Origin of the sequence: Flavihumibacter rivuli, from assembly GCF_018595685.2 — a bacterium.
In the GTDB taxonomy this organism is placed as follows: Bacteria; Bacteroidota; Bacteroidia; order Chitinophagales; family Chitinophagaceae; genus Flavihumibacter; species Flavihumibacter rivuli.
The window spans coordinates 631,640-657,191 of sequence record NZ_CP092334.1; the positions used below are offsets into that span (position 1 = coordinate 631,640).

Here is a 25,552-nt window from a genome sequence, read left to right on the forward strand (position 1 = left end):
GTGTTACAATAGATGTAACCTTTTTTGGTTTTCTTTTTCCCGAATACTGCAATACATTGTTAGCGGTAAACATTTCCCATTTTTTTGTGTCTATATAAATAGTATCCAATTCCGGCCATGATAAATAGCGGTCCAATCATGTATTGGATTATATTATTTTCTTTTTTTAGGGTGAAGCTACTCAGGAGAAAGGATTGACTTTCTGTCTGTAAGGAGTAGATTCTTATGCGGTAATTGGAATGCCTGGTCTTATTAATGTCATCCTTTGAAATGGAAATAGAAATAGTTTGTCCCGGACCTACTGCTTCTTTAAAATGGTCCTTGTCAAAATAACTTATAAAGTCTGCAGGTATTTGGAAGCTTGCATTATATTGGGTCAGCCATATATAATACCGTTTTGTTCCCTTTTTGCCGTCAATAAAAGAATACCTGGAAAGTTGACCCTCAACTGTGGTTAAATCTGCAAGCGAGGAAACCTTTCTTGATGTAATGGAAGAATATAGCAGCCATGATCCTACTAGTACGGAAAAGGTCACCAATGCATATTGTCTCCTGTCAATCCAGGGTTCTATATAGTTCCACATGATAAAAGGTAAACTATTTTTCAATACCATTTATTGGGAATTTGATTGGCACCTGAATTTTCCTGGTGGAGGATTTACCTTGTCTTTTTAAGGCTTTGAATTTGTGTTTTTTGAGTTGCAATATCTGTTATTGGCTCTTTATCGAATTTGGTCTATTTCCTGATTGTCAGGAGGTAATTTCCATTCCAGCTATCTTCCTGATTTTTCAAGGGAGGGCAGAGGACAGATCATGGGTCATTAGCGTTCTTCTGTCTTTTACTGTTGCCTTATAGCCTTTCTGTTGTATCTCTAGATAGCCTGTTCCTTAATTTTTTTCAGGGATTGACAGCGTAAGATAACAGGGATTACTATTATTCATAGTGCAACCAATAAGATGAGTTTTTTATTAATTGTCCAAATGGTTTAATGGAGAATAGCTATGATAATCCCAGGATTATTCCCAGTATCAGAATGATCCCTAATACCCCTTCCAGTCCATGGATAATGACTGCCATCCAGCTGGATTGAAATAGCCTGGATGGGAAAGCAAATACAAAGCCGAAATAGAGGGCCGTGGATAGTATGATCTGAGGTTTGTGGAGATGATAGAGTCCAAACAATATGCCGTTAAAGAACCAATCCCATTTGCCAAATACCCCATTCATTTTAGGCAGAAGTATGCCTCTGTATATGTATTCTTCGCCTAGCAAGTAATTGAACAGGCTTGTGAGTATGAATAATGCCAGGATCCACCAGGCACCTTTGAATTCTTGGGTAGCGAGGCTGGATAGGTCATATTGGGGTAAATTCCGGATAAATGGTGTCAACAAGGAATCTACCGGGGGTAAATTGATTTTTCCGGATTGTATCAAAGCGCTGAGGATAATAAAGGGGATGGTCCATAATAGCAGCCAATTATTGGGTTTGCCTGTTTTGGGGCTTATGGGTTTTTGGTATTTACCGCGTTTTGCCATCGTCGACCAATTCAATGGATGTCCCTCCTTTTTTAGGATAACCAGGGAAAGTGCAAACTGCCATACTAGTCCTATGAGAGTAGCTATCCAATAAACGATCAAGGGAGGCCAGTTTGTGGCACTGGCCACTAAAGGCGTGATGATGAAAGCCAAAATACCCATGGGTATGGCAGACAAAGCCCAGACCGCCAGGATCTTTGTTAAGCTATATTGTGTATCCGGTTGTTTCATTTTTGTCATGGTATGCCTGTTCGTTGTTATTCATTACAATTTTTGAATTTACCAATTCTTATAATTGGGCATTTTAATAGTGATACAGTTTGTTTGCCTAGGATATTTTGAAGGTATTGAATAACTGTTATTTTGCTAAACCTTCATGCTATTAGCTATTGTGTGGTATTCTTTTTTGAATCCACCCGCTTTTCTCATTCCACTTCATAAACGCTATGGCTTTTTCAATATCCATAAGCTTCCTGGGATAGCAGTTATCTGGGGATTTATTTGCCAATGCGTAATCTAAACAAACTGCCGAATGACCTAAACCCTGCAATTCCTTAGCCCAATGTGCTGCTTCAGTCTTGCTGCCAGTGTACCAGCCCCCACCGTGAACATACAATATTAACTTGCCATTGTTGGAATCCGGAGAGGGCTTATAGATATCCATTTTGTTTATCCCCTCACTTCCGTATTGAACAGCTGAAACAACTGACGATTGATGTTCTTTGGATTGGCTGGCGCTGTTCTGGTGGCAACCAGCCATCACTAGTAGGGAATGAGGGCTAGTGTTAAATGTAAATGCCGCATGGTTTACAAGGTTTTCTGCAGATCGATCGGGCTGGCTAATCTATGACGACAACTGACTACTGTCGCCAAAGGAATTACGGTAAATGAATGTAAAGAATTATGGTGAGTTTTGAACGTTTTGACCGGAACCTAAGCGGATCAATAAAATTAAGTTCAATATACATTATTGATCAACCGGTTGCTGCCAAACGGTGCATTGGTGAGAGTTGCTCTATAGCTGAAGGATTTATATGCCGTCTTCCATATTAAATTCATGTACTATTTTCCATTGTCCGCCGTCCTTTTGTTCAATAAGGCTAATGGTGTTGAAATATAATTGGGTAGGCAGATCTATTGTTTGCACTTGTTTATGGATTTCGTCAGTGCACGTTGAATTTCTTGGGTGCATTAAGGTTATATGGGCTTCATGTTTCCTCGGGTTTTCAATAATCCCATTTAAAATCTTACTGCGTAATTCGTCAAATTCTTCATTATCATTTGCTGCTGGAAGGTAAAGTCCTTTCCCGTTGTCAAACCTTGTAACCTTGCCAAACCCAATCAAGATCGGCTGTTTCGTCTTTGTTAAGGATAAAAGGTTGGCTATTACTGGTTCAATATTTTCTATTTCATCTTCCCTGCACAATGTAACGTGGGCCTTTATTATTTCAAATTGTAGGGGATTGTATTGTTGTCTGATCTGCTCAATTGGAGTAGCGTCTTCGGGCGCTACAAATAAAGTCAATTGTCTGCGAAGGGGAGAGGCCAATTTGGAAAAGATTGAATGGTTTGCGTGTATTATTTCTAGCTTGGCACTAATTTATAAGTTTTCAGCATATATTAGGTTCCTGCCAGTACCTTATCCCAGGCAATCACCTTTACTCCGTCCGAGTAGTGAACAAGGTCTGGTTTTTCTAAAATATCTAGTTCTCCAACCCGGTAGTTGATATCCAGGTTAATTTGTTCTATCTGTAATAGTTCCCAAGGTTGGTGATGGATATCATAACGGAATAGTGATCCTTCCTTTTCCATGTACAAGCAATATTTTTCAGTGAGAAAAAGGTCAAGAGCAGACTTATTCAATTCCTTTTTGCCAATGGTAAATGACGCATCCAGATGGAAGTGCCGATTTGTATTGGTTGATGCATACCGTTGGAATGCCTCTCCCTGACGCAGGATAGTTGCTGGTTCATAAGGAAGGCCGGACAGCATTCTTGCTGTATACGCCGACAGTGACTTGCTGGCTTCTATACTCAGGAAATAAACGCCTGGCTTATCACCTGATCTGACGTAGGTCCTTATGTTTACTTCGTGGAAATTGGATAGGAAAGGGACTGCTGGCAGTCCTTTGGGTCGGATCCGCTCCATTGTAAAGGCGACTAAAGTAACCCAGGCCTCGTTATTGTAGGTGTCTAATAGGAGCGGAGTAGGTACTAGTTTGCTGAGCTGCCTTTCAGGTACTTTCCAGTGAAGAAACAAGGCGCGATTCCACTCCTGATAGTAGGTCCATTGTGCACGGGGCAGTGCCCAGGGGCGGTGGTCTACGTAGCTTAAAATGGCTTTGACTGTCTTCATAAAGCATCTGGTACAGGATAAAGTATTGGCACTGTTTGTTTCAGGCTTTGCAGTTGGGTGGGTTTTAGATCGGTAAGGTCAAATTTGTTACTAAAGTTTATAAGCGGGTTATGGTTCCTGTTTTGCACTATGGATAGGCTTCCGCTATTCTCTTGTTAGGTGCTGTATTTGTTTCTCCAATCGTCAGGAACATCTAGCCAGATTGCTGGTACAAGCCAGCTGCTTTCTTTAAATGTTACTGTCTCGTTTGAAAATGAAATTACCTTTGTTTCAATTTTGTAAAGGATGGCTGCAATAATATTTTCTTTTGAAATGTCAACAGAAAAGCTGAAGTCCTCCACGCTAACCGGGATTTCGAAAAACCATCCTTCGTAAAAAATACTTTTTGGTCCGCCAAGCCCGTATTGTTTTTCTTGATTCTCTTTATGCCATTCCCACCAACTCACGCCGGTAATTTTAAAGCCATTGGCCACAAGATCGATAATAAAGGCTTTATAATTGTCACGGGAAACAATGATGTCAATGTAGCCTTTTCCGACGGGTTGGGCTTTGTTTTTTTCAATTATGTCATCAAGTAATGCTTTGTCCATGTTGTGGTAAAGTTTGTTATTACGCCTAATGTCTACAGGTTAACGACAGTACGGAAATTTGGATAACAATCTTTCAGTTTATTTACTATATATACGCATGGCTTTCTAGCTAATTCCTGTTCGTTAATCCAAATTTGGCTAATCCTAAATGTAGTGTGTCCGGTTTATGCTGGAGTAGACTTATCAATTTGTCCATTAGCTTGCTTCTTCCTGGCGTGCAACAGTGAATTGTAGATTATAATTCCGCACAAATGCAGCTGAGTATTTCCATTCTTATGCGCTGTTTTCTTCTATTTTGGCTTCCACGCTTTTGCTATGAAGGATAATAAGATGATTTGTCCGGCAACGAATACGGCATTTGGTAATAGTACAGCTATGACTTCATAATGAGATCCTGTAGCATCGGTAGAGCCTTCCTGGGAGATAAAATTGGCTATCGTACAAAATAGATGTATCGCTACCACTGGATTTGGTAAGATTATGTTTCTATTCTTAAGTACTGAATAGATAATCGGAAGAAGCCAAATCCAGATTAGTTCACAAATAGAGAGGATGGTGTATGGAGCTAGAATAGGAGTGGACCAGCCAGGCACAACAGAAACTGCAAGGGTTCCTGTTAAGAACCCTGAAATGAGTTGAAGGATTGTAGCCAATGCAAGGACCAGGAATACTGTGGTATGTCCAATCATAAGGAGGAGGGTTATTGTTGTCGTTTTACCTATAAGCGATGATGGGGTGCTTCAAGTATAGCAACCTGACATTTCGTCAAAATATTAAAAATAATTGTAAGCCTTTAGTTTTCAATTGTCATCCTTGTTAATTCCATTAAGATGTTAGTTGTTGATTGTGCTTCCGCTTTCAATAATTGTCTCGTAATGTTCAACTATTGGAAATGGATCGTAATAGTGATGCAGTAGCTTTTTCCACTCAAGGTATTCTGCAGATTGTCTAAATCCGACTGTATGGTCTTCCAGGGTTTCCCAATCGACAAGTAATATATATTTGTTGTCCTGTTCCAGACATTTCCTTAAGGTATGTCTTACATATCCATTTATGGAGCTAATGTATTTTCCGGCTGTAAGGAAATCCCTTTCAAAGTCTTCTTCTTCACCCTTTTTTACATTTAATATAGCTACTTCTAAAATCATATTTCTTTCATTATTGATTATCTTATCGATTGGTAACCTGATTTCTATGACCGGCTTTTTGTATGTATATCTTTGCCGGTACTATTTGGTCCAATTATGGTTGATATATTGTCTAAGGTAGGGTATTGTTCGACCAGTTCTTTCCTGTTGCCATATTTTTGGAATCGGCATAAAAGGTTATTCTGTCCGATCGGTGTACAGATGCAGGGCGGGCTTTGCTTTCAATGAAGCCCCATGCGTGCTGCTGTTGCTGGTAGCCCCTTTAATGGATATTATACAACCATTTGCCTTAACAGGCTATCCTGAGCGTGAAACGGTTGCCACTAGTCCAAGCCTCATTGATTACTTTTAACTCTAGCCGGCCAGGCGGACTTTAAGTATGCCTGCCTTCAATTAGCGAGCGTCGACCCTACTCAGCATTATTGGTTATTGCGATTGGAGGGGGCCATAACGGCCAGGGCTTTGCGTTCTTTGTGCTATTCAGGGATCCACTGCCTAGCCCTGGATTAAATATGAGTAGAAATCCTGCCGAACAGATTTAGGCGTCCGCCACCATGGCGCAAAACCCGCTGTTAGTTGCATTTGATGATTGCTGTTGCATTATTAATCCTAATATTCTACCAGATTTAATACAATCTATAATAGAAATTTACTGCATCCAGCATACTTCATTATCTTTCAGAGCAATTTGATATATTTTTTCACCATCAAAAGCACTAATTTGGTATTTCAGATCCTTCATCAAAACTGCTTGCTTGTCTGCAATTAACAATAAATTCCTTTTTTACAATTAGCTCGCCATTATCTCCATATACCGAAATAATGGTGCTTTTCTATGATCGTTTAAAGAATGAATAACATACCAATTTCCTCCATCAACTCCTCCGCTCCAGAAAGCTGAATCTGTGACGCCAGCAGGTTTCAAATTAATAGTTGAATTTTGTGAAATATTTGAACAAGCTAGACCAGATATTAATATTATCATAGTAAATAAATGGCTCATTGTATCACATCTGGCGTCCATTAGCTTTCTGCTTTGAAGATATTCTGTATTGCTGTTGGCATCCGTCATCGCCTATAGTCTAACTGCGCATCAAAGCGTCCGTCTTGTATTCTAATACTGTCATTCAAATTGTTAGGGTTGTAGAGAATTCCTGCGAATGTTCCAGCAACAACATTGTTGATGGTATCAAAGCGGGTAATGGTTAAAGTGCATTTATTGGGCAGGTTGTTTTTGTATTCCCTGTACCACTGGTTATAGCGGCTTCCAATGAAAGCCATTCCTCTTCCAAGGTTATTATCAATTTGATACGTTCCTGTTGTTGTTATGTTTGTAGTGGAAATGTAAAATGACTGGTCTGTCGTATCAGAAGTTACCGTATAGTCTGCGCTTACACCAAAGTCAAAGTCTCCATTTGGCTGTTTATACAAATATGCAGTCACTTTATTATCCTTGCAACCGGCTATTGTGCAGCGTTTACCGTAGTTTGTCCACACTTTACCATCCAGTAGAAAACCAAGCGTATTTTGCCCAGTTTCGGTGGCTGGTGGTAAAGTCAAATCTGGAGCTTTCTCCTTCCTGCAGGAAAGAAATGGCAACATCAGGAAAAGTATCGTGAACCTATACTCTTGTATCATAGGTGTGCTTTTTAGATTGCTGCCAACGTCCATCGGTTTGCCGCTGGACGGCTATTTGGATTACGACGGCTTAGTCTTTGTTCTGTTGTTTTTCAAAAATAATCAGTTTAGTACTTACACGTCAGCCCGTATTTTAGCACACCGCTGTTCTGCGTTCGTTTTATTCGCCCAAAGTTATGATTGTCCTGTAAATCAATGTATTGTCGTTTGTATAGAAGTTCCCTTGCTGACCACCTGAATTGTCACGGAGGAAAATATACCTTAATTGTTTCGGCGGTTCAACTGTCTGGTCTTTCAAAGCTACAATGACTTGTCCTTTTAAAATAAGCGCTCTTGCAATAGAGGTTTCTAGAATGCCGCTTAGGGTCTTATCATTAACTGCGGATAAATCCCGAAATACAAGCGTGTCCCTGCTTTGATTCTTCATAACTCCCGCAAGATCTTCCCACGTTTGACTGGTCAAATAGCCTTGGTGCTCAATTTGCTTTTTTATGGCTTTTTCCAGTTCTGAATATATGTCACGGCTGCTAAATTTTAGTGTATCGCGATTTTCAAGTACAAAAAGAACGTGAGGAGCTGGAGCCCCGGTCAACACGATGAGTTTCTCTTTCCTTGATTTGATAAAGTTGGGTTTTTGTGCGGTCTTGCAGCTAAACAAAGCAATCAACGAAAGGAATAGGTAAGCAGTTGGATATTTCATGAAACATTCTGTAAAACGTTTATCTGCTTTGCGATTGAAAACTCCCCTTATTCGTCACATTCGAAAATATAAATTTCCAATTGTAGTGGTACCTCAATGCCATATTTGACCACTGCATCAGGGTAATATCTCAAGGATCAATAGTATAATCTTTCACTTTTCCTGCAAGGGGCCTGATGTCATTTACCAGTGTAATTAAAAACCTTCCCGGTTCTTCGATCATGGGGAAGTGCGCACTTCTCTCATAGGTAATAAATTTTTTTGAGGGTGCTTTCAGGTTATCAAAGTATATTTTGGCTTTAGCATAGGGTGTATATAAGTCATATCTGCCCATAAGTATAAATATGGGCACTTTAAAGTTCATTGGAGAAGTTGCTCTTTGCATATCATCTACCAGAAATCTTGAACCAAAAGCCATACTCTGGAACTGAAATTTTAAATCATTTTCATTGTAATCCGGAGATAGTTGTGGCAAGGTATAATACAATTCGAGGGAAGGTTTTCCGTACCATCCTCCGTTAAATATGCTGGCCCATTTTCTGGTAACAAGCATTTTTGTTATGGGTGTTTCTTCATCTATATGAGGATAAGGCTGAATGCTTTTCAGTTCTTCTAAAGCTGCGGTATTATTATATTTTTTTGCCAGTTCAAGCAATCTGCTATATAGATAATCTTCATTGTTGGCATGATATACTTGTCCTACTCCAATATAAGCGTATATTTTTTCGGGAATTATTGTAGAGATATGGGTGCCAATCATTGTTCCCCATGAAAGCCCAAGTATAAATATCTTATCCTTTTTGTAACGCTTACACAGCCAGTTTACCAGTTCAACGCCATCTTTAATAATAGTCTCGGCTCCTAATTCATTACGAGCTTTAACTGTATCTGCTGTTGCCCAGTTTTTACCTGTGACTCTCTGATCCCACTGCACTACAGTAAAGTAATCTTCCCAGCTACTCTGGAATGTCCAGCTTATGGGCATAATAGGACTTGCAGGGCCACCATGAATAAACAATAGTATAGGGTTATCACGATTACGTCCTTTTATAGAAATCCACTGTTTCTCTTTATTTAATTCAATCTGTTGTAGTGTATCAATACCTTCAGGTGTATGGATTTTCCTGAGATTAGTTAACATCTGAACCGCCTGCTCCCTTGTCGATATTAAATTTTGGGCAGATATAGAAATGCTCATCAGGATTAAAAGTGAAATTAATGAGAATTTATACATACAATAGTATTTTGGTATTAATTCATTAGGACTCGCAATTTAAATTCACCTTTTAACCTTTTCTAGCCTATGTTGGAGTTCGCCTGCGGCCTTTGTTGTTTTTTTAACCAACAAAACTGCTCGCTTTCATTTTACTAAGTCCCAAATTGTACCCTGGCATTTAGCTTATCCCCGTGGGGAATCTTTGTTTGTAGTCTGTCGTCCCAGTTTTTTGAAACAATAACTTTTCCAGGCCGAATTACTCCCATCGAGAAGGGTTTCTGCAGGGCTGGAATTCATTGCTCGTCCATCCCGGAATCGCTGCTGATTAAAGATATAAAAGTAGAGGGTGATAAACAAAAGCCCAACAATGTTAGCCCAGCCGAGATGAAGCTCAAAAGTGATAGAATGACCATTGCTTCAATGACCTGCCAATCTTGCAGAAAACCCAATTTTGTGTGCAGGCTTATATTCAATCAAAAAATAGTCTTACATCAATTATATCTTAGTTTATGAATTCGATACGTCCACAGGGGATTATCAATGAAGGTTGAGAGTCTATGTTAATCCTGTAAAATAGATTTTTTCCTTTTAAAACAAGTGCTGAACGTGCTGTCCCTTCTGATTCATGAAATAGAAATATTGTATTATAATAATACTCCTCCCTGGGCTTTAATGTTATTTCTAATTGGCTTGGTTTCTTGAATCCATTATCTAATATGGATTTAATATTAGTCACTCCAAAGTCAAATAGTTCTAGCTTCTCAAGCGTCATCGTGTCTGGGGGAATTAACGCTTTTATAAAGGCATCGGGAGAAGTTACAGTCGGAAATGAATCAATAGGGAATTCCACTGTTAGTTTTAATGGAGTTGTAGATTCGTTAACTATACTTGTCCAGAATATCCTATATCCATCTATTTGTCCTGAACTATTGTATGCTCCGCCCCTCGGGTAACTGTTATACACTCTTATAACTCTTCCTAAAGAATCTTCGTATCTTTCTTCAGTATGAACCCATTTCTTTTTTGAAGGAGATTGCTTAATTAGCGGAATAGAATCTATGTTTTTCAAATTATCTTGACTGCTTACTTGATTGATGATTTCACTTTTACCATTTTGGGAGTTTGTACATCCTATAAAAATCAATATATATAAGCAAAATCGCATTTTGTCTGATTTAAGTTAGTAGAGTGCCCATAAAGCTTGCACACAATGTTTGAGTATATGGGAAGGCAGGCAATTCATAGATTGTCCAGCCTGGTACAAATGCCCATTTGAAAATGTGTTGATGAAGTTATGAACTAAAGCTGAAAATTGAATGTTGAGCCCAAACCGCTGCTGATGCTTGCACATAGCTGATGTTTCAGTTTCCAGCCCTGCATTTGCATATACATTTGATGTATGCTGCTTATCGCAGTTTGTCAAATCGATGATTCATTAATCGGGGATGGGAAACAGTAAAATGAGTCACATTTCCTTGTTCATCGTAATGAAAACGAACCCAGCTTTCACTCGAATATTCCCCATAATCTGTAGACAGTCTAAACTCACCATCTGTCCACGGCTCCAATATTTTATCAGCAATGGTCGGTCGCTTTACCACCAATTCATCTCTTTCGTTTAATACCAAAGTCAAATAAAAGTCAAGATGGGCACTGTAGTATTTACCGGTAAGCTTATGCAGTTCTTTGCTCACCGGCTTTTGAATGGCAGACTTTGTTTTTTCCATTTGAATGGTGTCACCATCATATGTATACAATACCAAGCGTTGGGCTGAATCAGAGTTGGACTGATAAAATATAAATACATCAGGGAATTCTGGGTCTCTGAATTTGTTTTTTGACAGTTGAACCAAATCCAAGGTGTCATTCTCACTGTATACTACCCGAAGTACACCTTTGCCTGCAACAATTGAAGTAAACCGTTTACGTGGCATAAAGCTTTGGAATGTGAGAGGCACTTGCCATTGATATAGGCCTGAAAGCAATTCTAATTGCTGTTGATTAATAGTTGCCTTCTCCACGGTTACATCAGGCATTACTGGAGGTTTTGTTTCAATCTTAAGACATGCTGACAGCACATTCTTCATCAAATTCCATCTTGGCTGAAACTGGTTGCTTACCATAATCACAGTTAGCTCCTCTTCGGGCACACGAGCAAGGTATGGATATTCACTCACGCCCATATGAACGGTAGCTGTATAAGTTCCGAGTATTTTTTCATTATGCCCAAACACATAATTTTTTCCGGGTAATACTGGAATAACTCGGGCATTTTGTTTTAGGCGTTTTATTGCAGTAGATATAAATGATTTAGGATCGGTATAAGCGGAAGCCCATTTCTCCAGGTCGTTGGCTGACGTGAGTACATAATAATTTCCGCCGGGCGATGTTTTATCCTTCAGCCATAATTTGAATGTATTATTCTCGCCAACAGTATACGAAAATGCATGATTGGGAATCACATCTTCCCGATCGTTGTGAATACGGCTATCTTTCATATCCAGTGGTTGAAAAACCCTGCGCTTCATATAATCCGACAGATTTTCACCAGATGCTTTTTCAAGAATCAACCGTAGCAAACCAAAGTCTGAATTAGAATACATATACCCTTTGCTGGGTTCAACAGAAGGCGTTGGTTGATTATAGAGAAATTGAAGGAACTGAGATTTGTCGATACGGTTGGTCATACTCGCCTGGGTAAGTGCAAGAGTTGCCCACTCATCAGCAAAGCCGCTACTATGGTTCAATAAATCTTGAATAGTTATATTACTGCTCCACTGCGGAAGTTGCGGAAAATATTCTTGTACTTTATCATTCAATTGTAGTAGCCCATCACTTTCCATCAGCGCTGCGGCTATTGAAATAAATTCCCTTCCTTCTGAATATGGCATCCTTACAAGTGTCTTATGTTCAAAAGGAACGTTGAACTCAATACTAGCCATTCCATATGCCTTTTTAGCAATCACTTTTCCCTTCTGTATAACCGTAACTGCTATACCTGGCGTATTTGCTTTGAATCCGGAAAAGATACTATCTAGTTTGATATCAATCTGATTTTTTATGGTAGATTGTCCAAAGCAAGAATAGTCCAGTGTAAAGGAAAGAATCCAAACTATAAGAAAATTAGATTTCATAAACAAAGTGATGATAATAATGGGATACAACGGCCGGTGTTTTGCGTTCTTTGCGGTTTCATTGATCCTCAGTCCAACTCTGGTTTATAGATGATTAGAATTCTTGGCGATCATGATTTAAGCGTCCGCCGCTATGATTCAAAACACAGTGTTGTGCATTCGGCTTTAGTTCAGATATATTTTTTCAGACCAATTTAAGCCTTCGGGTAATTCCATATTCGAGAATTCGATATGAATTACACGTCGCTGTTTTTTATTCGTTGTTCTTCCTGAACTGTGCAAAAGAAGGGGCTTCATAAGCATAATTCCACCTTTTAGGACATTACAAGATACTACGCTTTCAGTCGTCCAGTTAGTGCTTTCTGGTCTGTAGATACTTTTTAAATGTGAGCCAGGGATGACCTTTAAGGCGCCATTTTCTTCATCTGTGTTGTCAAGGTGGATTCTGACAGTAACGATATTTTGCAGGATTTCAGTAGGAGGTTGGACTGCGAATTGATTTTGTTTTACCGTCCAAAATGAAAAACCGGGAAGTTCAACCTTTTTGTCGACCGAAATTGTAAGGTCTTGGTGGTAAGAAACGTACCAGTTCGAGGATGCAGGTTTATCAAAGTAAATACTCTTTACAGCAAAGTAATTCTTGCTAAACAGCTCCGTTAGGATCTTTTTTAGATTATCATTAAGTATAATGCTTAAAGTTGAAGGAACTTCTTTGAGAAACTGCCTGATTGCAAAGAGGTCGGATGATTTTCTAAAGGTGTCTTTGTCGGTGTTTGCTTGTTTTATTTGGTTGATAATTTTATCAACTTCCTCCGAAGTATAAATATTATCTATCGTAATAAAACCATTATTCAGGAATTGATCTTTTTCTATCATAGATGCTGCTGGTTTAAGCTGACGCATAACGTTGACGGCTTGCTGCTGTGCTGGTGTTTTTTAATTGTCAGCCTGGCAAGTGAAGTCAATAGAATAACCAAAGTACAAAATATATTCTGTTGTTCAATAGCGTTCGGTTACGCTTGAAGTGCTGCTGATAAGCGAACAGAAGTTGATGCTGCGAATTGTCAGCCAGCATAGCAGCAAATCGATTGTTGTAGGCAGCTTTCGTCATTCGTAACAATGATTTTTGGCAAGGCACGGTTCTGCATAGCATATAATTTCAGCATCTTCAAGTTCTGTCAGGATTTGCCTGATTGGCGAATAATCTTTAGCAGCAGGAATTTCCATTGCAAAGTATTGGTCATTCAGCTTTTCTGATATGCAGCCTAAGTTTTTGAAAGCGTCACGAATGGAATTTATGTCCTTTGATGTGTCTAGTAGTATTACCTGTACTGTTGAATTGCCTGAATGTTCAACTGTCTCACGGTAGGTTAGTCGTTCTTCGGTTTCGTCATACTCCGCAAATACAATGTCGTCTGATGCCACAGGAGCATAAAAAGGTATGCTGTCCAGTTTGTAGTGTCCTTTCTCCGCGTCTACTGTGTTTGCCCACATTGTTTCAACTGTCCACTCGTCTAAAACATTACTAAAAAACCGAAATACGATTTTTACGGATGTGTCGTTTGTCTGAGTCATTTTTAGGGTATCTCTCTAAGTTGCCTACAACGCCAGGGGATTTGTGTCGGGGCGGACCCCGTGTTACGCTGGCTGAGGATTTATGCTGTTGTCAAATATAGTTCCGAATGTATAGCCTTTGTTCGAATGCCCGCCATGGCACCAATACCCCTGTTATGTGCCTGTGTTTGTTTCAATCTCCTTTGCATAATATTTTTCTGATAGCATATATCCGACTAAGTAATCCTTAGGTATTGTTTTGTTATTGATAGTAACTGGCTGAGCTTTTTTATATTGTTTTCTAGTTTTACGGAATTCTCTAATAAAATTACGTCGTTATTCGGGTGGTATAAAAAAGATGAAGTGGTCAAGTTTAATTATGTCAAAGTATTGCTTTTGCTTATTTGATTTTAAAACAACAGTACTGTAATTTTTAATTTCCCACACTCCACTGTCAGCAACTAGGTTTGACAGGCAGTCAGTACTCAATTTGCTAAAATTCATATTGGAGTCGAGTATTAAGTTGTAGCCGCCAAAACCGTCGCCTAAATGGATGGTACCCACTATGTCTTTAAAAGCAATTGATGCATAGGTCGGATATGACTCATTTTTGTTATTTATTTTCTTTTTTATCACTTGGCCATAAGCAAGTATTGGAAATATTAACACTATCACTATAAGACCCTTTTTCATGCTGGTTTGTTCATATTACTGGCACATAACGCCAGGGGATTGGTGCCGGGTCGGACCCCGTGTTACCCTGGCTGATGATTTATGCTGCTGTCAAATATAGTTCCGAATGTTGAGCCTTTATTCGAAAGCCCGCCATGGCACCAATACCCCTGTTAGTAGCCGGTTATTGTCTCAAGCATATAAGATCTAAATGTGCCCAAATCTACTTCTTTGAATAACGCTCTTTCTGGATAACTATGTCCAAACAGCCCAACATAAAATGGTATTTTACTTTGAGTCGGAGCCCCAATATCAGGAGATTTATGCTCTTTAATTTTTAGATACCCTCGATTTACATAGATACTAAATCCTGAATAAGCATAGTCATAAGTAGAGCCACATTTTTTACATGTCCAAATTTGCGAATTATCCTCTTCTTTGTTATAGCCTTCCGTGATATCGAAGTAAGGTCGTGAAAGTTGTATGAATCCTTGTGTCTCACTACTATAAAATGATTTTCCATATTCAACGCAGTCAAGGCTTATAATTTGCCTGTACCGAGGAAAGGCGCATTGGCAGGAAATATCATTGTAAAAAGTTATTATCTCCTCAATACATTTCCAGAGCTTTTCTGCGTTGTCTTGAATAGTTGGTAATGTTTCAACAGAAGCAGTCCTTTGCGTTTGTTTAGTTATTGTTGGTTTATGCCCAAACATTTTGTGAAGAATGTTCATCATGATATGGCTACTAACGCCAGGGGATTGGTGCCGGGGCGGTCACCGTGTTACCCTGGCTGATGATTTATGCTGTTGTCAAATATTGTTCCGAATGCTGAGCTTTTGATAGAAAGGCCGCCATGGCACCAATACCCCTGTTATGTGCCGCTATTCTTTCGCTTTCGGTCAAACAATACTTTAGTAGAGTCCCAATTCACTTTGTCTGGATAATAGAACTTTTGCTTTCTTTTATAGTCAAGTACAACGTTCTCTTCAAAAGTCGTTTTTCTCACCAAATAAGCAATGTCGTTTAATGTGTCGGTCAAAATGTTCATTAGTGGTATAAGACTTTTTGACTTAATTGTATCTGTCAGGCCAATTACTGTTACACTTCTAAAAGCCGCATCTGCTTTTAGCACGTTTTGTTCAACAAAGCTTTTAACACCGTCCGCTGGTATACTTATTATTTTGTCAGGATTTAGATTAATAAAAATCGGAGCATTACTGTCAAAGTCAATAACTCTTATTGGCTTTTTATCTCTGTCGTAGAAATGCTGATAAAAATAAATTGCGCCAGTTGAATCAAAAATAAAATTGAAGCATCCGTAATAAGCATAAGGACTTAACGGCGGTGGCGGCGGCTCTTTTGGGTCTGTAGCCTTGCCTATCTCTGGTATCGCTAAACTTATGTATTTATCGTTTGTCCTGCATGAACATCCCAAACAAATTATTAGGCATAAAAGCAATATTCTTTCAACTGTCATTTTTATATAGGATGCACAGTTAGTAGGTTTCCATATAGTGGCACATAACGCCAGGGGATTGGTGCCGGGGCGGACCCCGTTTTACCCTGGCTGATGATTTATACTGATGTTATATATAGTTCCGAATGCTGAGCCTTTGATCGAAAGCCCGCCTTAGCACCAATACCCCTGTTATAGGCCGCAATCTCCCGAAAGGTTAAGGGATATTTATTGCTGTCCGGCCCATGACTATTCTGTCCAACTTTGTTAGAATTGTTGTCTGGGGTAGGGTATAGGCGGCTCATTACTTTTATCCTTTTATTTGTTTCGGTTATGATTACCGAGCTACTCTGATTGATCAGGGCTCTGACGCTGGGGGTGGCCGTGCTTGCACTGAAGCCCGATCCGTGTTACTTCTGCTGGAAGTCCCTCTGATGGTTATTTTAAAACCTGGACCTTTACCAGACTATCCTGAGCGGAAAACTGTCACCACTAGTCCAAGCCTCATTAGTTATTTTTAACTCTTGCCGGCCAGCCTGACCTAAAGTATGCCTGCCTTCACTTAGCGAGCTTCGACCTTACTCAGCAAACCAGGTTGGTAAAATTGGGTGGCCTATAACGTTTTCGGGCTTTGCGTTCGGGCGGGTTTCGGAGCACAAAACAGTCAACCAGTACTGCACTTGAATAGAAGCACAAAGCTCCAAGTTTGCACGTCACCCCGCCTGACGCAAAACCCGTGTTATGTGTAGCCTTTCTTTTCATTCTATTGTGTATCTGCTGTAAGGATGAGGAGTTCCGCCAAGTTCAACTTGTAGTTTTTGAAAATAGAATCCCATTCCTCTATTTGGTATCCAGTCGTAAAACGATGCAATTTCTTTTTCATAACCAGTTTTTTCAACTGCTTTGATGAAATCAGCATATATTCCTGTTATATGTAATGAATCTTGGCTCATTCGAATTGTATTTATTAGTCGAATGATTTGGAAATTTTCTTCGTCAGTTATTTCAGCTAGTCTTTTTTTCTTGAGAATTGCTGTTGACTCATTAACCTTTAATTCAAATTGTTTTTTTGTTAAAGCATTCTTTGAGTCCATATTTGGTTTCTTAAGAATGTCGTAACGCTTCTTACTTATATATTGCCAGTCTTTGTGATTTGGTGAATAGTCATAAAAATTGTCAAGGTCAATAAGCATTGAATCTTTGTCCAACAGATAGTATTCGTTCAATGTCCCGCTAGTATTTTCAAATCCAGTGATTATATGAATTGTGTCTGACTTTATTGTATATTTCCCGGTATAAACTGGGCTTCCAAAATGCCCTGAAGATGTCCTTTTGTAAGTTCCGTCTTTATGAAACTCATAAGTCCAAGAAGTCATGGCCCATTGTCCAGAAAATTTTTTATCAAAAGTCTGTCCGTTGACTATGTTAGATATAGTCAATATTAAAAGTGTCGATATATTTCGTAGTGTCGTCATAAGGTTACACATAACGAAAGCGGCTTGGCGATGTAGCGGCATTTGATAATCGTCAGCCCGTATCCGCTGCTAAATTTATAAATAAACATTCATTTTATATTCTATTGCTCGGCGTTATTCTTCGGCTTGAAATTAAGCCGAATAGCGAACAAAAAGATGAGTATATATACGTCGCCCCGCCATATTGCCAAACCGCCTGTTGGCTGCAGTATTATTGTGCTGCTGCATAAACATGTCCAGCAATAGAAATTGTATCTGAATACGTTTCTGTCCACCGGTGAAGTACAGATATTTTTACTTTCATAAACCCCTTTAAGTTATCTCCTTTGTCATAAGATGCTTTGTCTAATTTAATACTTGGTTCTATAGCTGTAAATATTAGCTTTTTGTATGAGCTATCTGTAATCGAAAATAGTTGTTCGAACTGTACGCTTAAGTTTTCTTTGACTTTAAGGATATTCAACTGGTAATTGGAAGATGAATCAGTAACTTTCAAAAATAATGAGTCACTTTTCTTTACAGCTTCACACTTGGTTAGCTCTACCTGATTACTGTCGGAGAAATAAATTAAGACGCTTGATTTAGGGTCGGGGAATTCTCCATAGTTTTTCCTAACATTTTTTTTGTTACTTGTCTCGCAGGAAAATAAAAATAGACAGAATGATATTTTTAAAAATATATGGTTCATAATGGTCGCAGCCAACGTTAAGGGATTGGTGCCGGGGCGGTCCCCGTGTTACCCTGGCTGGTGATTTATGCTGTTGTCAAATAAAGATCCGAATGTTGAGCCCTTGATCGAAAGCCCGCCATGGCACCAATACCCCTGTTATAGGCCGCAACCTCCCGATATGCATCTGGATAACTATTGCTAGCCGGCCCATGACTATTTTGTCCAACTTTGTTGGAGTTGTTGTCTGGGGTGGGGTATAGGCGGATCATTACTTTTATCCGTTTATTTGTTTTGGTTAGGTTTACCGAGCTACTCTGACTGATCAGGGCTCTGACGCTGGGGGTGGCCGTGCTTGCACTGAAGCCCGATCCGTGTTACATCTGCTGGAAGCCCCTCTGACGGTTATTTTTAAACCAGGCCCCTTACCAGACTATCCTGAACAGGAAGCTGTCACCACTAGTCCAAGCCTCATTAATTATTTTTAACTCTTGCCGGCCAGCCTGACCTAAAGTATGCCTGCCTTTAATTAGCGAGCGTCGACCTTACTCGGCAAAATTGGTTGTTGCAATTGGGTGGCCTATAACGCCAGGGGATTGGTGCCGGGGCGGACCCCGTGTTACCCTGGCTGATGATTTATGCTGCTGTCAAATATAGTTCCGAATGTTGAGCCTTTGTTCGAAAGCCCGCCATGGCAGCAATACCCATGTTATAGGCCGCAACCACCCGATATGCATCATGATAACTATTGCTGGCCGGCCATGACTATTTTGTCCAACTTTGTTTGAGTTGTTGTCTGGGGTAGGGTATAGGCGGCTCATTACTTTTATCCTTTTATTTGTTTTGGTTATGATTACCGAACTACTCTGATTGATCAGGGCTCTGACGCTGGGGGTGGCCGTGCTTGCACTGAAGCCTGATCCGTGTTACTTCTGCTGGAAGCCCCTCTATTGGTTATTTAAGAACCAGGCTCCTTACCAGACTATCCTCAGCGGGAAACTCTCCATCGTAAATTATATCTGAATAGGCTATTTATAGATCAATTGCCGGCCAGCCGGACCTAATGCATGCCTGCCTTTAATTAGCGAGCGTCGACCTTACTCGGCAAAATTGGTTGTTGCAATTGGGTGGCCTATAACGAGCAGGGCTTTATGCAGGTTGGGAATTAGTATTCCGTCTGCCCACAACCGTTGCTGATTGAAAATATAAAGTTGAATTTAAGAACTAAAGCTCAAAGTTATTTGTCCAGCCCGAACCACAGCCTGGCTTTACAATTAGTTGATGTTGCAAGGTCAAGCCCAAATTGCATAAAACCCAATGTTGTATGCCGTTTTAGTCACCCGTAATCAGCACTTCGACAATTGATTTCCGCCGATATGAATTCTGTTTAGTAAATGGTGTGTCAAACAATGGTTCGTTGTTTTTGTCATAAAGATTAAAATAATTTATGACCCTTATTTCATCTCTTGTCAAAGCTTTGATTTTACTGTAAATCAGTCGAAGTTTAAAATTGCCTATGCTGTCAATGGACTCCAGATATTGTCGGTAAAACCAATTATTAAACCCATCGTCATCTCTGTGCTCAACAAATTTAATAGACTTGTCAGTTACTGCTATTAAAACAGTATCAATCTTAATACCACCAAAAGAACGATTATAAAAATCAAATTGAACTTTTGGTCCAACGTGAGTTTCATTTAAATCGACTGTCTTGACGTACCGAATGTCAGACCCGTCTTGTGAAAAACTACAAAATGAAATTATCAAGCAGAGTAGAGTATAAAAAAAGCGCTTATTGAATTTTTTCAATGTAGGAAAATATTTGTCTTTAAACTTTGGTATTATGGGGTGTCCAAAAAATGGCATACAACGTTTAACGGCTTGCTGCTGTGCTGGCATTAGCATTGTATCAGCCGAATAACTTACTAAAGTTAAACAGAATTACAAATGAAGAGGTGATAGATGTCAGCCAGCATAGCAGCAAGCCGATGTTGGCGGTTCGTGCTTTTGTGTCGTGATGATTAGAACAATTTATTTATTTCAATGAAAACCTTCTCAAAATTGTCAAGCGTTTGTTTTTCAAAGTACGAAGCGTTCACTCCTTTTGCAGCAAGTCTATTAGCTGGTCTATAATGATTAAATGGTTCTTGGATTTGAATTAATATTGGTTTTATTTTTTCATTCAAGTCAGACACTTGAAGAGGCTTAGCTGGGAAAGCCTCGTTGTAAATTTTTAAATAGTCTTCTTTAGTAAACAAATCTTCAATGTCTGCTGTCGAGTAATCGGGTAAGAAGTTACTAAAAAATATCACCTTTTTCTCTGATATAAGTTTTTGCTCAATGAGGTCATCAAGCTTTGCCTTTCCTTTTGAATCACGAAATGTGTCCAACAAACAGACAATATTGAGACTACTTCCTCGCAGCAATGAAATAAAAGTCGAAACTTTATCAAGCCCACCAGTTGGAACTATTGTTATTTTGGCATCAAGCCCAATCCTTCCATTTTCCTGCAGTATTGCCGACATTACTTGTAAATACAGTAAATCACTTGCTCCTTCAACAAGAAGGTTATTCTTTGATACAAAAAGGTTTTGAGCTATGTCATAACCCAATGCAGCTTGAAGTGGGAAAAGTGTATTCGGGTCTTTTTCTTGAACACTTTCCGATATAACCGAACCACTTTCTGTTTCAAGAACGGTTCTTACTTTATGTAAGTCCTTGGACTCAATCATAAAAGGAGAGTGCGTCGTGTATATTATTTGATAATCCTCCGACAAATCATTCAAAAAGTGCAACAAATTCGCTTGAGCGGAAGCATGTAAATTAAGTCCAGGTTCGTCGAGGAGCAGTATATAATTACTGTCCTTATCTTCTTGAATTTTCTTAAACCAAACTAAGAATGAAAAGAACCAATTAAACCCTTTGCTTCGATTTTTTAATGGAAGAGAAACACCAGAGCGTCTATTTTTTACTCTTATATCAAGTACGTGTTCAATAACCTTGACATCTGTGACTTTTACATTTTGACCATAGTTTGGTTCACGTACATTGCGTTCAACTTCTGTGGTAACTTTATCAATGTCAAAAGTTATTTCCAGATTACGGTTGGTCTCCCAATATTTGAACAATTCAGTAGTAATTGTTGCCTGCGTGGCTTCAAGTTCTGCTTTGAAATCTTCGTAATTGTCGGCACTAACAAGTTCATCCGTGTTGATATCTGCAAGTTCGAAAAGTGCTTTAGCCGTCTTTAGTTCCTCATCCTCAAGATTGTTTTCATTGAGCTTCTCTATACTGATCCTCGACGGTAGTGCATAATATTCATCATAGTATAAAAATTTAGGCAAATTCGGTCTTAAATAAACCCTCACTATGTATTCATCTAAAACATCAGTATTGAAATTGAGCTTATTTTCAAAATACTTCTTTAGTGTTTCCAAGCCTTTGATGATATTTTCATCTTTATACTCGGCAATTACAGCTTCAAGTTGCTTGAGTGATTTTGCAGCAATCAGTTTGTCATTTAGGGCTTTACTTGAAATGCCAAGAGCAACAGTCTTTTGTTCGATGAACCTTCTAAAATCTGTTTTAAGATTGTTCCAGGTTCGCCCGTTACCATATTTTGTTGTAACAGATATCGAGTTTTGGGTAAAGACATCGTTACCTACATCTTGAGCTATTTTATCAAGTAGGTTTTTATTCAATGTGTATTCTGCAGTCACGGCATTTGGGTCAATGCCACTCTTATCAAGCTTCTTTTTTTCTCTACGTGGATAGTCGTGAGTAGTATTAAATTTAAATGACTCGTCCTTTTGAAAATAGTTCGTTTTTGCGATCGCTTCGAGAGCTGATGTCTTTCCTGATTCATTCATTCCGACCAGGATGGTGATGTCATCTTCAACATCAAACTTTTGTTCGGTTTCAATGCACTTGTATTTATGTATTATAACATTTTTTAGCTTCATATGTCGAATTTAGGGATTTTCGGGGTGTACAATAGCATGACCGCCAACGGGAAGGGGCTTTGCGTTCGTGTGGGCATTACCCTCCGTCAGCCTAAATTTATTACTATTGTTGAATAGAGAAAAGCAGTTTAGCCTTCATTCGTCTGCCCACATGACGCAAAACCCATGTTACCTGCATGGCCTTTGTCAAGAGGCAAACTATTTCGCAAATTCAACTCTTTGAGTATTCAATCCTTCAATGTCTACTCCAAGTTTATTACCACCTGTTGGTTCAGCCCAAAAAACAATAGAGTTATTCTTGTCCTTAAACTCAAAGTGGCCGTCTTCCGTTGCACCCGCTCTCCACGTCCCTTGTCCATAAAAACGGATATAATTGTTTTTGTCGAGTTGAAAAGTATTATCTGTTTTTAAAACTAAATGCGGTTGTCTATTATCACTACCTGAATTTTCTGAGCTGCTCGGCCAAACCATAACGTAAGTTCCTGCATACTCCTTCTCTACTTTCTTGTTCAGTCTTGGGATATGGATGTCATAAAACCAACATGTAAGCGCATAAAGTGAAAACGGCACAACCGCAACACCCAGTCCGATTTTGAACAATCGTTTAGATTTTCGAAAAATAGCAAGCACGAAGAAGAAAAGGGCAAGTAATGCTGTCAATCCTCCGATAATAAAAAAGATGATTAAAATAATCCCTTCAAACATTTAGAATGGTCGCTTTAGGCTTGCAGGTAACGCTAAGGGATTGGTGCTGGGGCGGTTTCCGTGTTACCCTGGCTGATGATTTATGCTGTTGTCAAATATAGTTCCGAATGTTGAGCCTTTGATCGAAAGACCGCCTTGGCACCAATACCCCTGTTATGTGCAGTTTAATTTTTATTCCAAATCACTTAAACTATCCAATTCGATAATCAATCTTCCAGCATCTTCTGATAGCATATCATTTAAATACTTAGGTATTGAATCATTTCTACTGACATTAAGTAGGGAATCAACAAAATACACATGACTGTATTCGTTTGATACTAAATTTTTTGTTCCAAAATCCATCCCACTTAGATAATTGAATTTACAATTCTTTACAAGTTGAAAAGGCCAACCAATTCCAAATTCATTGAAATATCGATTTTTAAAAATATTAAAATGTCTTCTCATCGCACTATCCCCCATATGGAGAGAAAAAATAAATATCAAATGCTTGGCCTTGCCTTTCGGCACAACAAAATACTTGCTGTGTAAAATGGAACCCAAATTAACACTTACATCGTTAGAAGAATTATCGGACAGTACTAAACCAGACATAGGAACTCCATCTGTTTCTTGCCAATATCTATTTCCAAAACATAAATTAATATCGGAATGGTTTGTGAACTTACATAACACCGCAATTTTCGGGGAATTTATTGTATCAATTATTATTGTCTGAATACATTCAATTTTAAAATCAATCTTCTTTGACTCGCTTTGTTTACATGAAGAAACAATTCCAACCGAAAGTAACAAAATCAAGATATTTCTCAGGGTATTTAGGTTATAGGTTTATTAATTGGCACATAACGTCCGAGGCTTGCCGCAGGGCTGGTATTTTATAACAGTGTGCCCAGCAACTGAAGCCGATTGAAAAAACTGAGGATGAAGTTATCAACTAAAAGCCAAATAGAATTCGGTCAAGCCCGATATTTGCTGATAGTAGCTCAACTGCGGATTGCTATTCCGTCCGCCAGTCTTGCGGCAAACCTTTTGTTACCAGCCGATTTGATTTCAAGCAGCTTCTTATTTTTTGACAAACTGGTCAAGATTATTGTCAATGTAATCAACTACTGTTTTGTAATAAACTTTCTTAAAATCGTCAGTATAAAAATAGTCTTCAAGTACTTTTGCAGATTTTACGTCAGAGTAACCGTCTTGAAAAGATTTTGCTTTTTCCTCCCAACTAAATTTTGGGTCATTGAATATTTCTTTCCGTTTTCCATAACTGTCAGCAGTCCCAATAAATTCATTGAGGCACTTTTCATAGTCTTTAGCAAGAGTGTCAAGTTTTAGTTCTTTAAAAGCCTCAAGAGCTGCAAAGCAAAATTCTGGTCTGTTAAAAAAGAACTGATAGACACCTCCATTATCTGTGTCACCACCAAAGACCAAAACTGAATAAAATACTTTCTGTCCTCTTGTTAGCTTATTAAAAAAGTCACGGGCGGATTTTGTCTGACCTTTTGCTAAAGCTGGCAATGTGTCGAAGATATTGTACATATACTCCCAAAAACGGTTGTCATACGCCTCGAAATTATCCCACGAATATTTTTTATCCAACTCGTCAAACCATTGTTTGTTGTAAGCAGGTGCAAAAAACAATTCCGTTTGATTTCCGTCATTAATGCTATAAAAGTCTGGTGGTGTCTGCGTTGTATTTTCTGTCACTTTGAGACTACTTTTTTGTCCTGTGAAATATTTGTACAGAATTATCCCTCCTGCAACAACAAGAATAAGAAGGATTTTAACTGTTAGTGAGGTCGTCATAAAATGGCTGGTAACGATTACGGCTTGGCGATGTGGCGGTATTTGAGAATCGTAAGCCCGTAACCGTAGCTAAATTTATATATATAAGTTCATTGTTTATTCTGTAGATCGGCGTTATTCGTCTGCTGGAACTGAGCCGATTAGCGAATAAAAAGCTGAGAATATATTCGTCTCCCCGCCATATTGACAAACCTCCTGTTGTATGCCGCAACTATGCCGTGGTCTTCTTTTTCTCAAGTTTTTTGGGTCGCTTAGTAGTAATAACAACTATGTAACGTTTTGAGATTACATTGTCCATTAAATATTTTCCGTCTGCTTTGTCAATTACATTTATCGTTTTAAAGGTTTTATCATTTATGAGAAACAAAGTTCCTGGAGCAGCACTGTCAGACAAAGCCTCACCGTTTAATACATATTGAGCTGGCGTGTCAGCTTGAGGTGAGCTAAAAAGATTTTTATACTCGTCGGACTTTGAACTAAAGTATTTCCAATAAATATTTTTAGCTGCTGTTACAGTCGTTATATAAATGGCTCCGTCAACTCCTTTGTCGCCTAAAAGTTTTTTTGCTTTCTTGGGTTTTACAATACCGATGTTTGAGATGTCAAATGGATTAAGAGTCTGTAATGCACTCATTTTTGTCTCAGCACTGTCTAAAAATACGATTGGGTTTTGCCCCATTTTTATCATTGCCTTTTTTGGAAGTTGTCCAAAAGACGTCACTGTCAAAAAAAAGAGTATGATAATTGTAAAAGCTGTTCGCATAATGGGTTTGTTATGGCATACAACGGCCAGGTATTGCTTTGCAGGTGGGGAAATAGGATTCCGTCTGCCCATAACTGCTGCCGATTGAAATTATTTAGCTGAAGTTATTAACTAAAGTTAATAGTTGCTGTGTCTGCCCGGAACCGAAGATGAATAGCGCACAACCGC

General features: G+C 38.9%; 24 protein-coding genes. All 24 read right to left on the bottom strand.

All coding sequences use genetic code 11. The features are described 5' to 3' along the window. Nucleotides 1-59: 59 nt before the first annotated feature. Nucleotides 60-584, bottom strand: coding sequence for a hypothetical protein (locus tag KJS94_RS02765; RefSeq protein ID WP_214447224.1), 525 nt, complete (start codon nucleotides 582-584; stop codon nucleotides 60-62). Nucleotides 585-1,000: 416 nt separating this feature from the next. After that, a complete protein-coding gene (locus KJS94_RS02770; protein ID WP_214447225.1) occupies nucleotides 1,001-1,777 on the bottom strand; it encodes a CPBP family intramembrane glutamic endopeptidase in 777 nt (258 codons plus the stop codon). 142 nt (nucleotides 1,778-1,919) lie between these two features. Then, on the bottom strand, nucleotides 1,920-2,297 hold the full coding sequence (locus KJS94_RS02775) for an alpha/beta hydrolase (protein WP_239804267.1): 378 nt from the start codon (nucleotides 2,295-2,297) through the stop codon (nucleotides 1,920-1,922). Between the two features lie 270 nt (nucleotides 2,298-2,567). Continuing rightward, a complete protein-coding gene (locus KJS94_RS02780; RefSeq protein ID WP_214447227.1) occupies nucleotides 2,568-3,062 on the bottom strand; it encodes a 2'-5' RNA ligase family protein in 495 nt (164 codons plus the stop codon). A gap of 95 nt (nucleotides 3,063-3,157) precedes the next feature. Further along, complete coding sequence (locus KJS94_RS02785) at nucleotides 3,158-3,892, bottom strand: YqjF family protein (protein ID WP_214447228.1); 735 nt, start codon at nucleotides 3,890-3,892, stop codon at nucleotides 3,158-3,160. Between the two features lie 155 nt (nucleotides 3,893-4,047). Then, nucleotides 4,048-4,482 carry a hypothetical protein gene (locus tag KJS94_RS02790; RefSeq protein WP_214447229.1) on the bottom strand — a complete coding sequence of 145 codons (435 nt, stop codon included), beginning with the start codon at nucleotides 4,480-4,482 and terminating at the stop codon, nucleotides 4,048-4,050. An 833-nt stretch (nucleotides 4,483-5,315) separates the two neighbouring features. Beyond that, nucleotides 5,316-5,630, bottom strand: a complete 315-nt coding sequence (locus KJS94_RS02795; protein WP_214447230.1) for an antibiotic biosynthesis monooxygenase family protein — start codon at nucleotides 5,628-5,630, stop codon at nucleotides 5,316-5,318. 1,068 nt (nucleotides 5,631-6,698) lie between these two features. Next, nucleotides 6,699-7,268 (bottom strand): Riean_0653 family protein, encoded by a 570-nt coding sequence (locus tag KJS94_RS02800; protein ID WP_214447231.1) that lies wholly within the window; start codon nucleotides 7,266-7,268, stop codon nucleotides 6,699-6,701. A 160-nt stretch (nucleotides 7,269-7,428) separates the two neighbouring features. Continuing rightward, nucleotides 7,429-7,968, bottom strand: a complete 540-nt coding sequence (locus KJS94_RS02805; RefSeq protein WP_214447232.1) for a hypothetical protein — start codon at nucleotides 7,966-7,968, stop codon at nucleotides 7,429-7,431. Between the two features lie 130 nt (nucleotides 7,969-8,098). Beyond that, on the bottom strand, nucleotides 8,099-9,202 hold the full coding sequence (locus KJS94_RS02810; RefSeq protein WP_214447233.1) for an alpha/beta fold hydrolase: 1,104 nt from the start codon (nucleotides 9,200-9,202) through the stop codon (nucleotides 8,099-8,101). A 484-nt stretch (nucleotides 9,203-9,686) separates the two neighbouring features. Next, nucleotides 9,687-10,253: a hypothetical protein gene (locus KJS94_RS02815; RefSeq protein ID WP_214447234.1), complete on the bottom strand. Its 567-nt coding sequence runs from the start codon at nucleotides 10,251-10,253 to the stop codon at nucleotides 9,687-9,689. A gap of 337 nt (nucleotides 10,254-10,590) precedes the next feature. Beyond that, nucleotides 10,591-12,318, bottom strand: a complete 1,728-nt coding sequence (locus KJS94_RS02820) for a serine hydrolase domain-containing protein (RefSeq protein ID WP_214447235.1) — start codon at nucleotides 12,316-12,318, stop codon at nucleotides 10,591-10,593. A 165-nt stretch (nucleotides 12,319-12,483) separates the two neighbouring features. Next, nucleotides 12,484-13,221 carry a phytanoyl-CoA dioxygenase family protein gene (locus tag KJS94_RS02825; protein ID WP_239804268.1) on the bottom strand — a complete coding sequence of 246 codons (738 nt, stop codon included), beginning with the start codon at nucleotides 13,219-13,221 and terminating at the stop codon, nucleotides 12,484-12,486. Between the two features lie 204 nt (nucleotides 13,222-13,425). Further along, nucleotides 13,426-13,893 carry a DUF4265 domain-containing protein gene (locus tag KJS94_RS02830; protein WP_214447236.1) on the bottom strand — a complete coding sequence of 156 codons (468 nt, stop codon included), beginning with the start codon at nucleotides 13,891-13,893 and terminating at the stop codon, nucleotides 13,426-13,428. Between the two features lie 824 nt (nucleotides 13,894-14,717). After that, nucleotides 14,718-15,281, bottom strand: a complete 564-nt coding sequence (locus KJS94_RS02835; protein WP_214447237.1) for a hypothetical protein — start codon at nucleotides 15,279-15,281, stop codon at nucleotides 14,718-14,720. Between the two features lie 137 nt (nucleotides 15,282-15,418). Next, nucleotides 15,419-16,024 (bottom strand): hypothetical protein, encoded by a 606-nt coding sequence (locus KJS94_RS02840; protein WP_214447238.1) that lies wholly within the window; start codon nucleotides 16,022-16,024, stop codon nucleotides 15,419-15,421. 737 nt (nucleotides 16,025-16,761) lie between these two features. Continuing rightward, on the bottom strand, nucleotides 16,762-17,478 hold the full coding sequence (locus KJS94_RS02845; protein WP_214447239.1) for a hypothetical protein: 717 nt from the start codon (nucleotides 17,476-17,478) through the stop codon (nucleotides 16,762-16,764). Nucleotides 17,479-17,689: 211 nt separating this feature from the next. Then, nucleotides 17,690-18,181 carry a hypothetical protein gene (locus KJS94_RS02850; protein ID WP_214447240.1) on the bottom strand — a complete coding sequence of 164 codons (492 nt, stop codon included), beginning with the start codon at nucleotides 18,179-18,181 and terminating at the stop codon, nucleotides 17,690-17,692. Nucleotides 18,182-19,477: 1,296 nt separating this feature from the next. Then, nucleotides 19,478-20,044 (bottom strand): hypothetical protein, encoded by a 567-nt coding sequence (locus KJS94_RS02855; RefSeq protein WP_214447241.1) that lies wholly within the window; start codon nucleotides 20,042-20,044, stop codon nucleotides 19,478-19,480. A 122-nt stretch (nucleotides 20,045-20,166) separates the two neighbouring features. Continuing rightward, nucleotides 20,167-22,107, bottom strand: coding sequence for an AAA family ATPase (locus KJS94_RS02860; protein ID WP_214447242.1), 1,941 nt, complete (start codon nucleotides 22,105-22,107; stop codon nucleotides 20,167-20,169). Nucleotides 22,108-22,305: 198 nt separating this feature from the next. After that, a complete protein-coding gene (locus KJS94_RS02865) occupies nucleotides 22,306-22,812 on the bottom strand; it encodes a hypothetical protein (protein WP_214447243.1) in 507 nt (168 codons plus the stop codon). A 171-nt stretch (nucleotides 22,813-22,983) separates the two neighbouring features. Then, complete coding sequence (locus KJS94_RS02870) at nucleotides 22,984-23,610, bottom strand: hypothetical protein (RefSeq protein WP_214447244.1); 627 nt, start codon at nucleotides 23,608-23,610, stop codon at nucleotides 22,984-22,986. 270 nt (nucleotides 23,611-23,880) lie between these two features. Next, nucleotides 23,881-24,621 (bottom strand): DMP19 family protein, encoded by a 741-nt coding sequence (locus KJS94_RS02875; protein WP_214447245.1) that lies wholly within the window; start codon nucleotides 24,619-24,621, stop codon nucleotides 23,881-23,883. A gap of 211 nt (nucleotides 24,622-24,832) precedes the next feature. After that, a complete protein-coding gene (locus KJS94_RS02880; RefSeq protein ID WP_214447246.1) occupies nucleotides 24,833-25,384 on the bottom strand; it encodes a hypothetical protein in 552 nt (183 codons plus the stop codon). Between the last annotated feature and the right edge of the window lie 168 nt (nucleotides 25,385-25,552).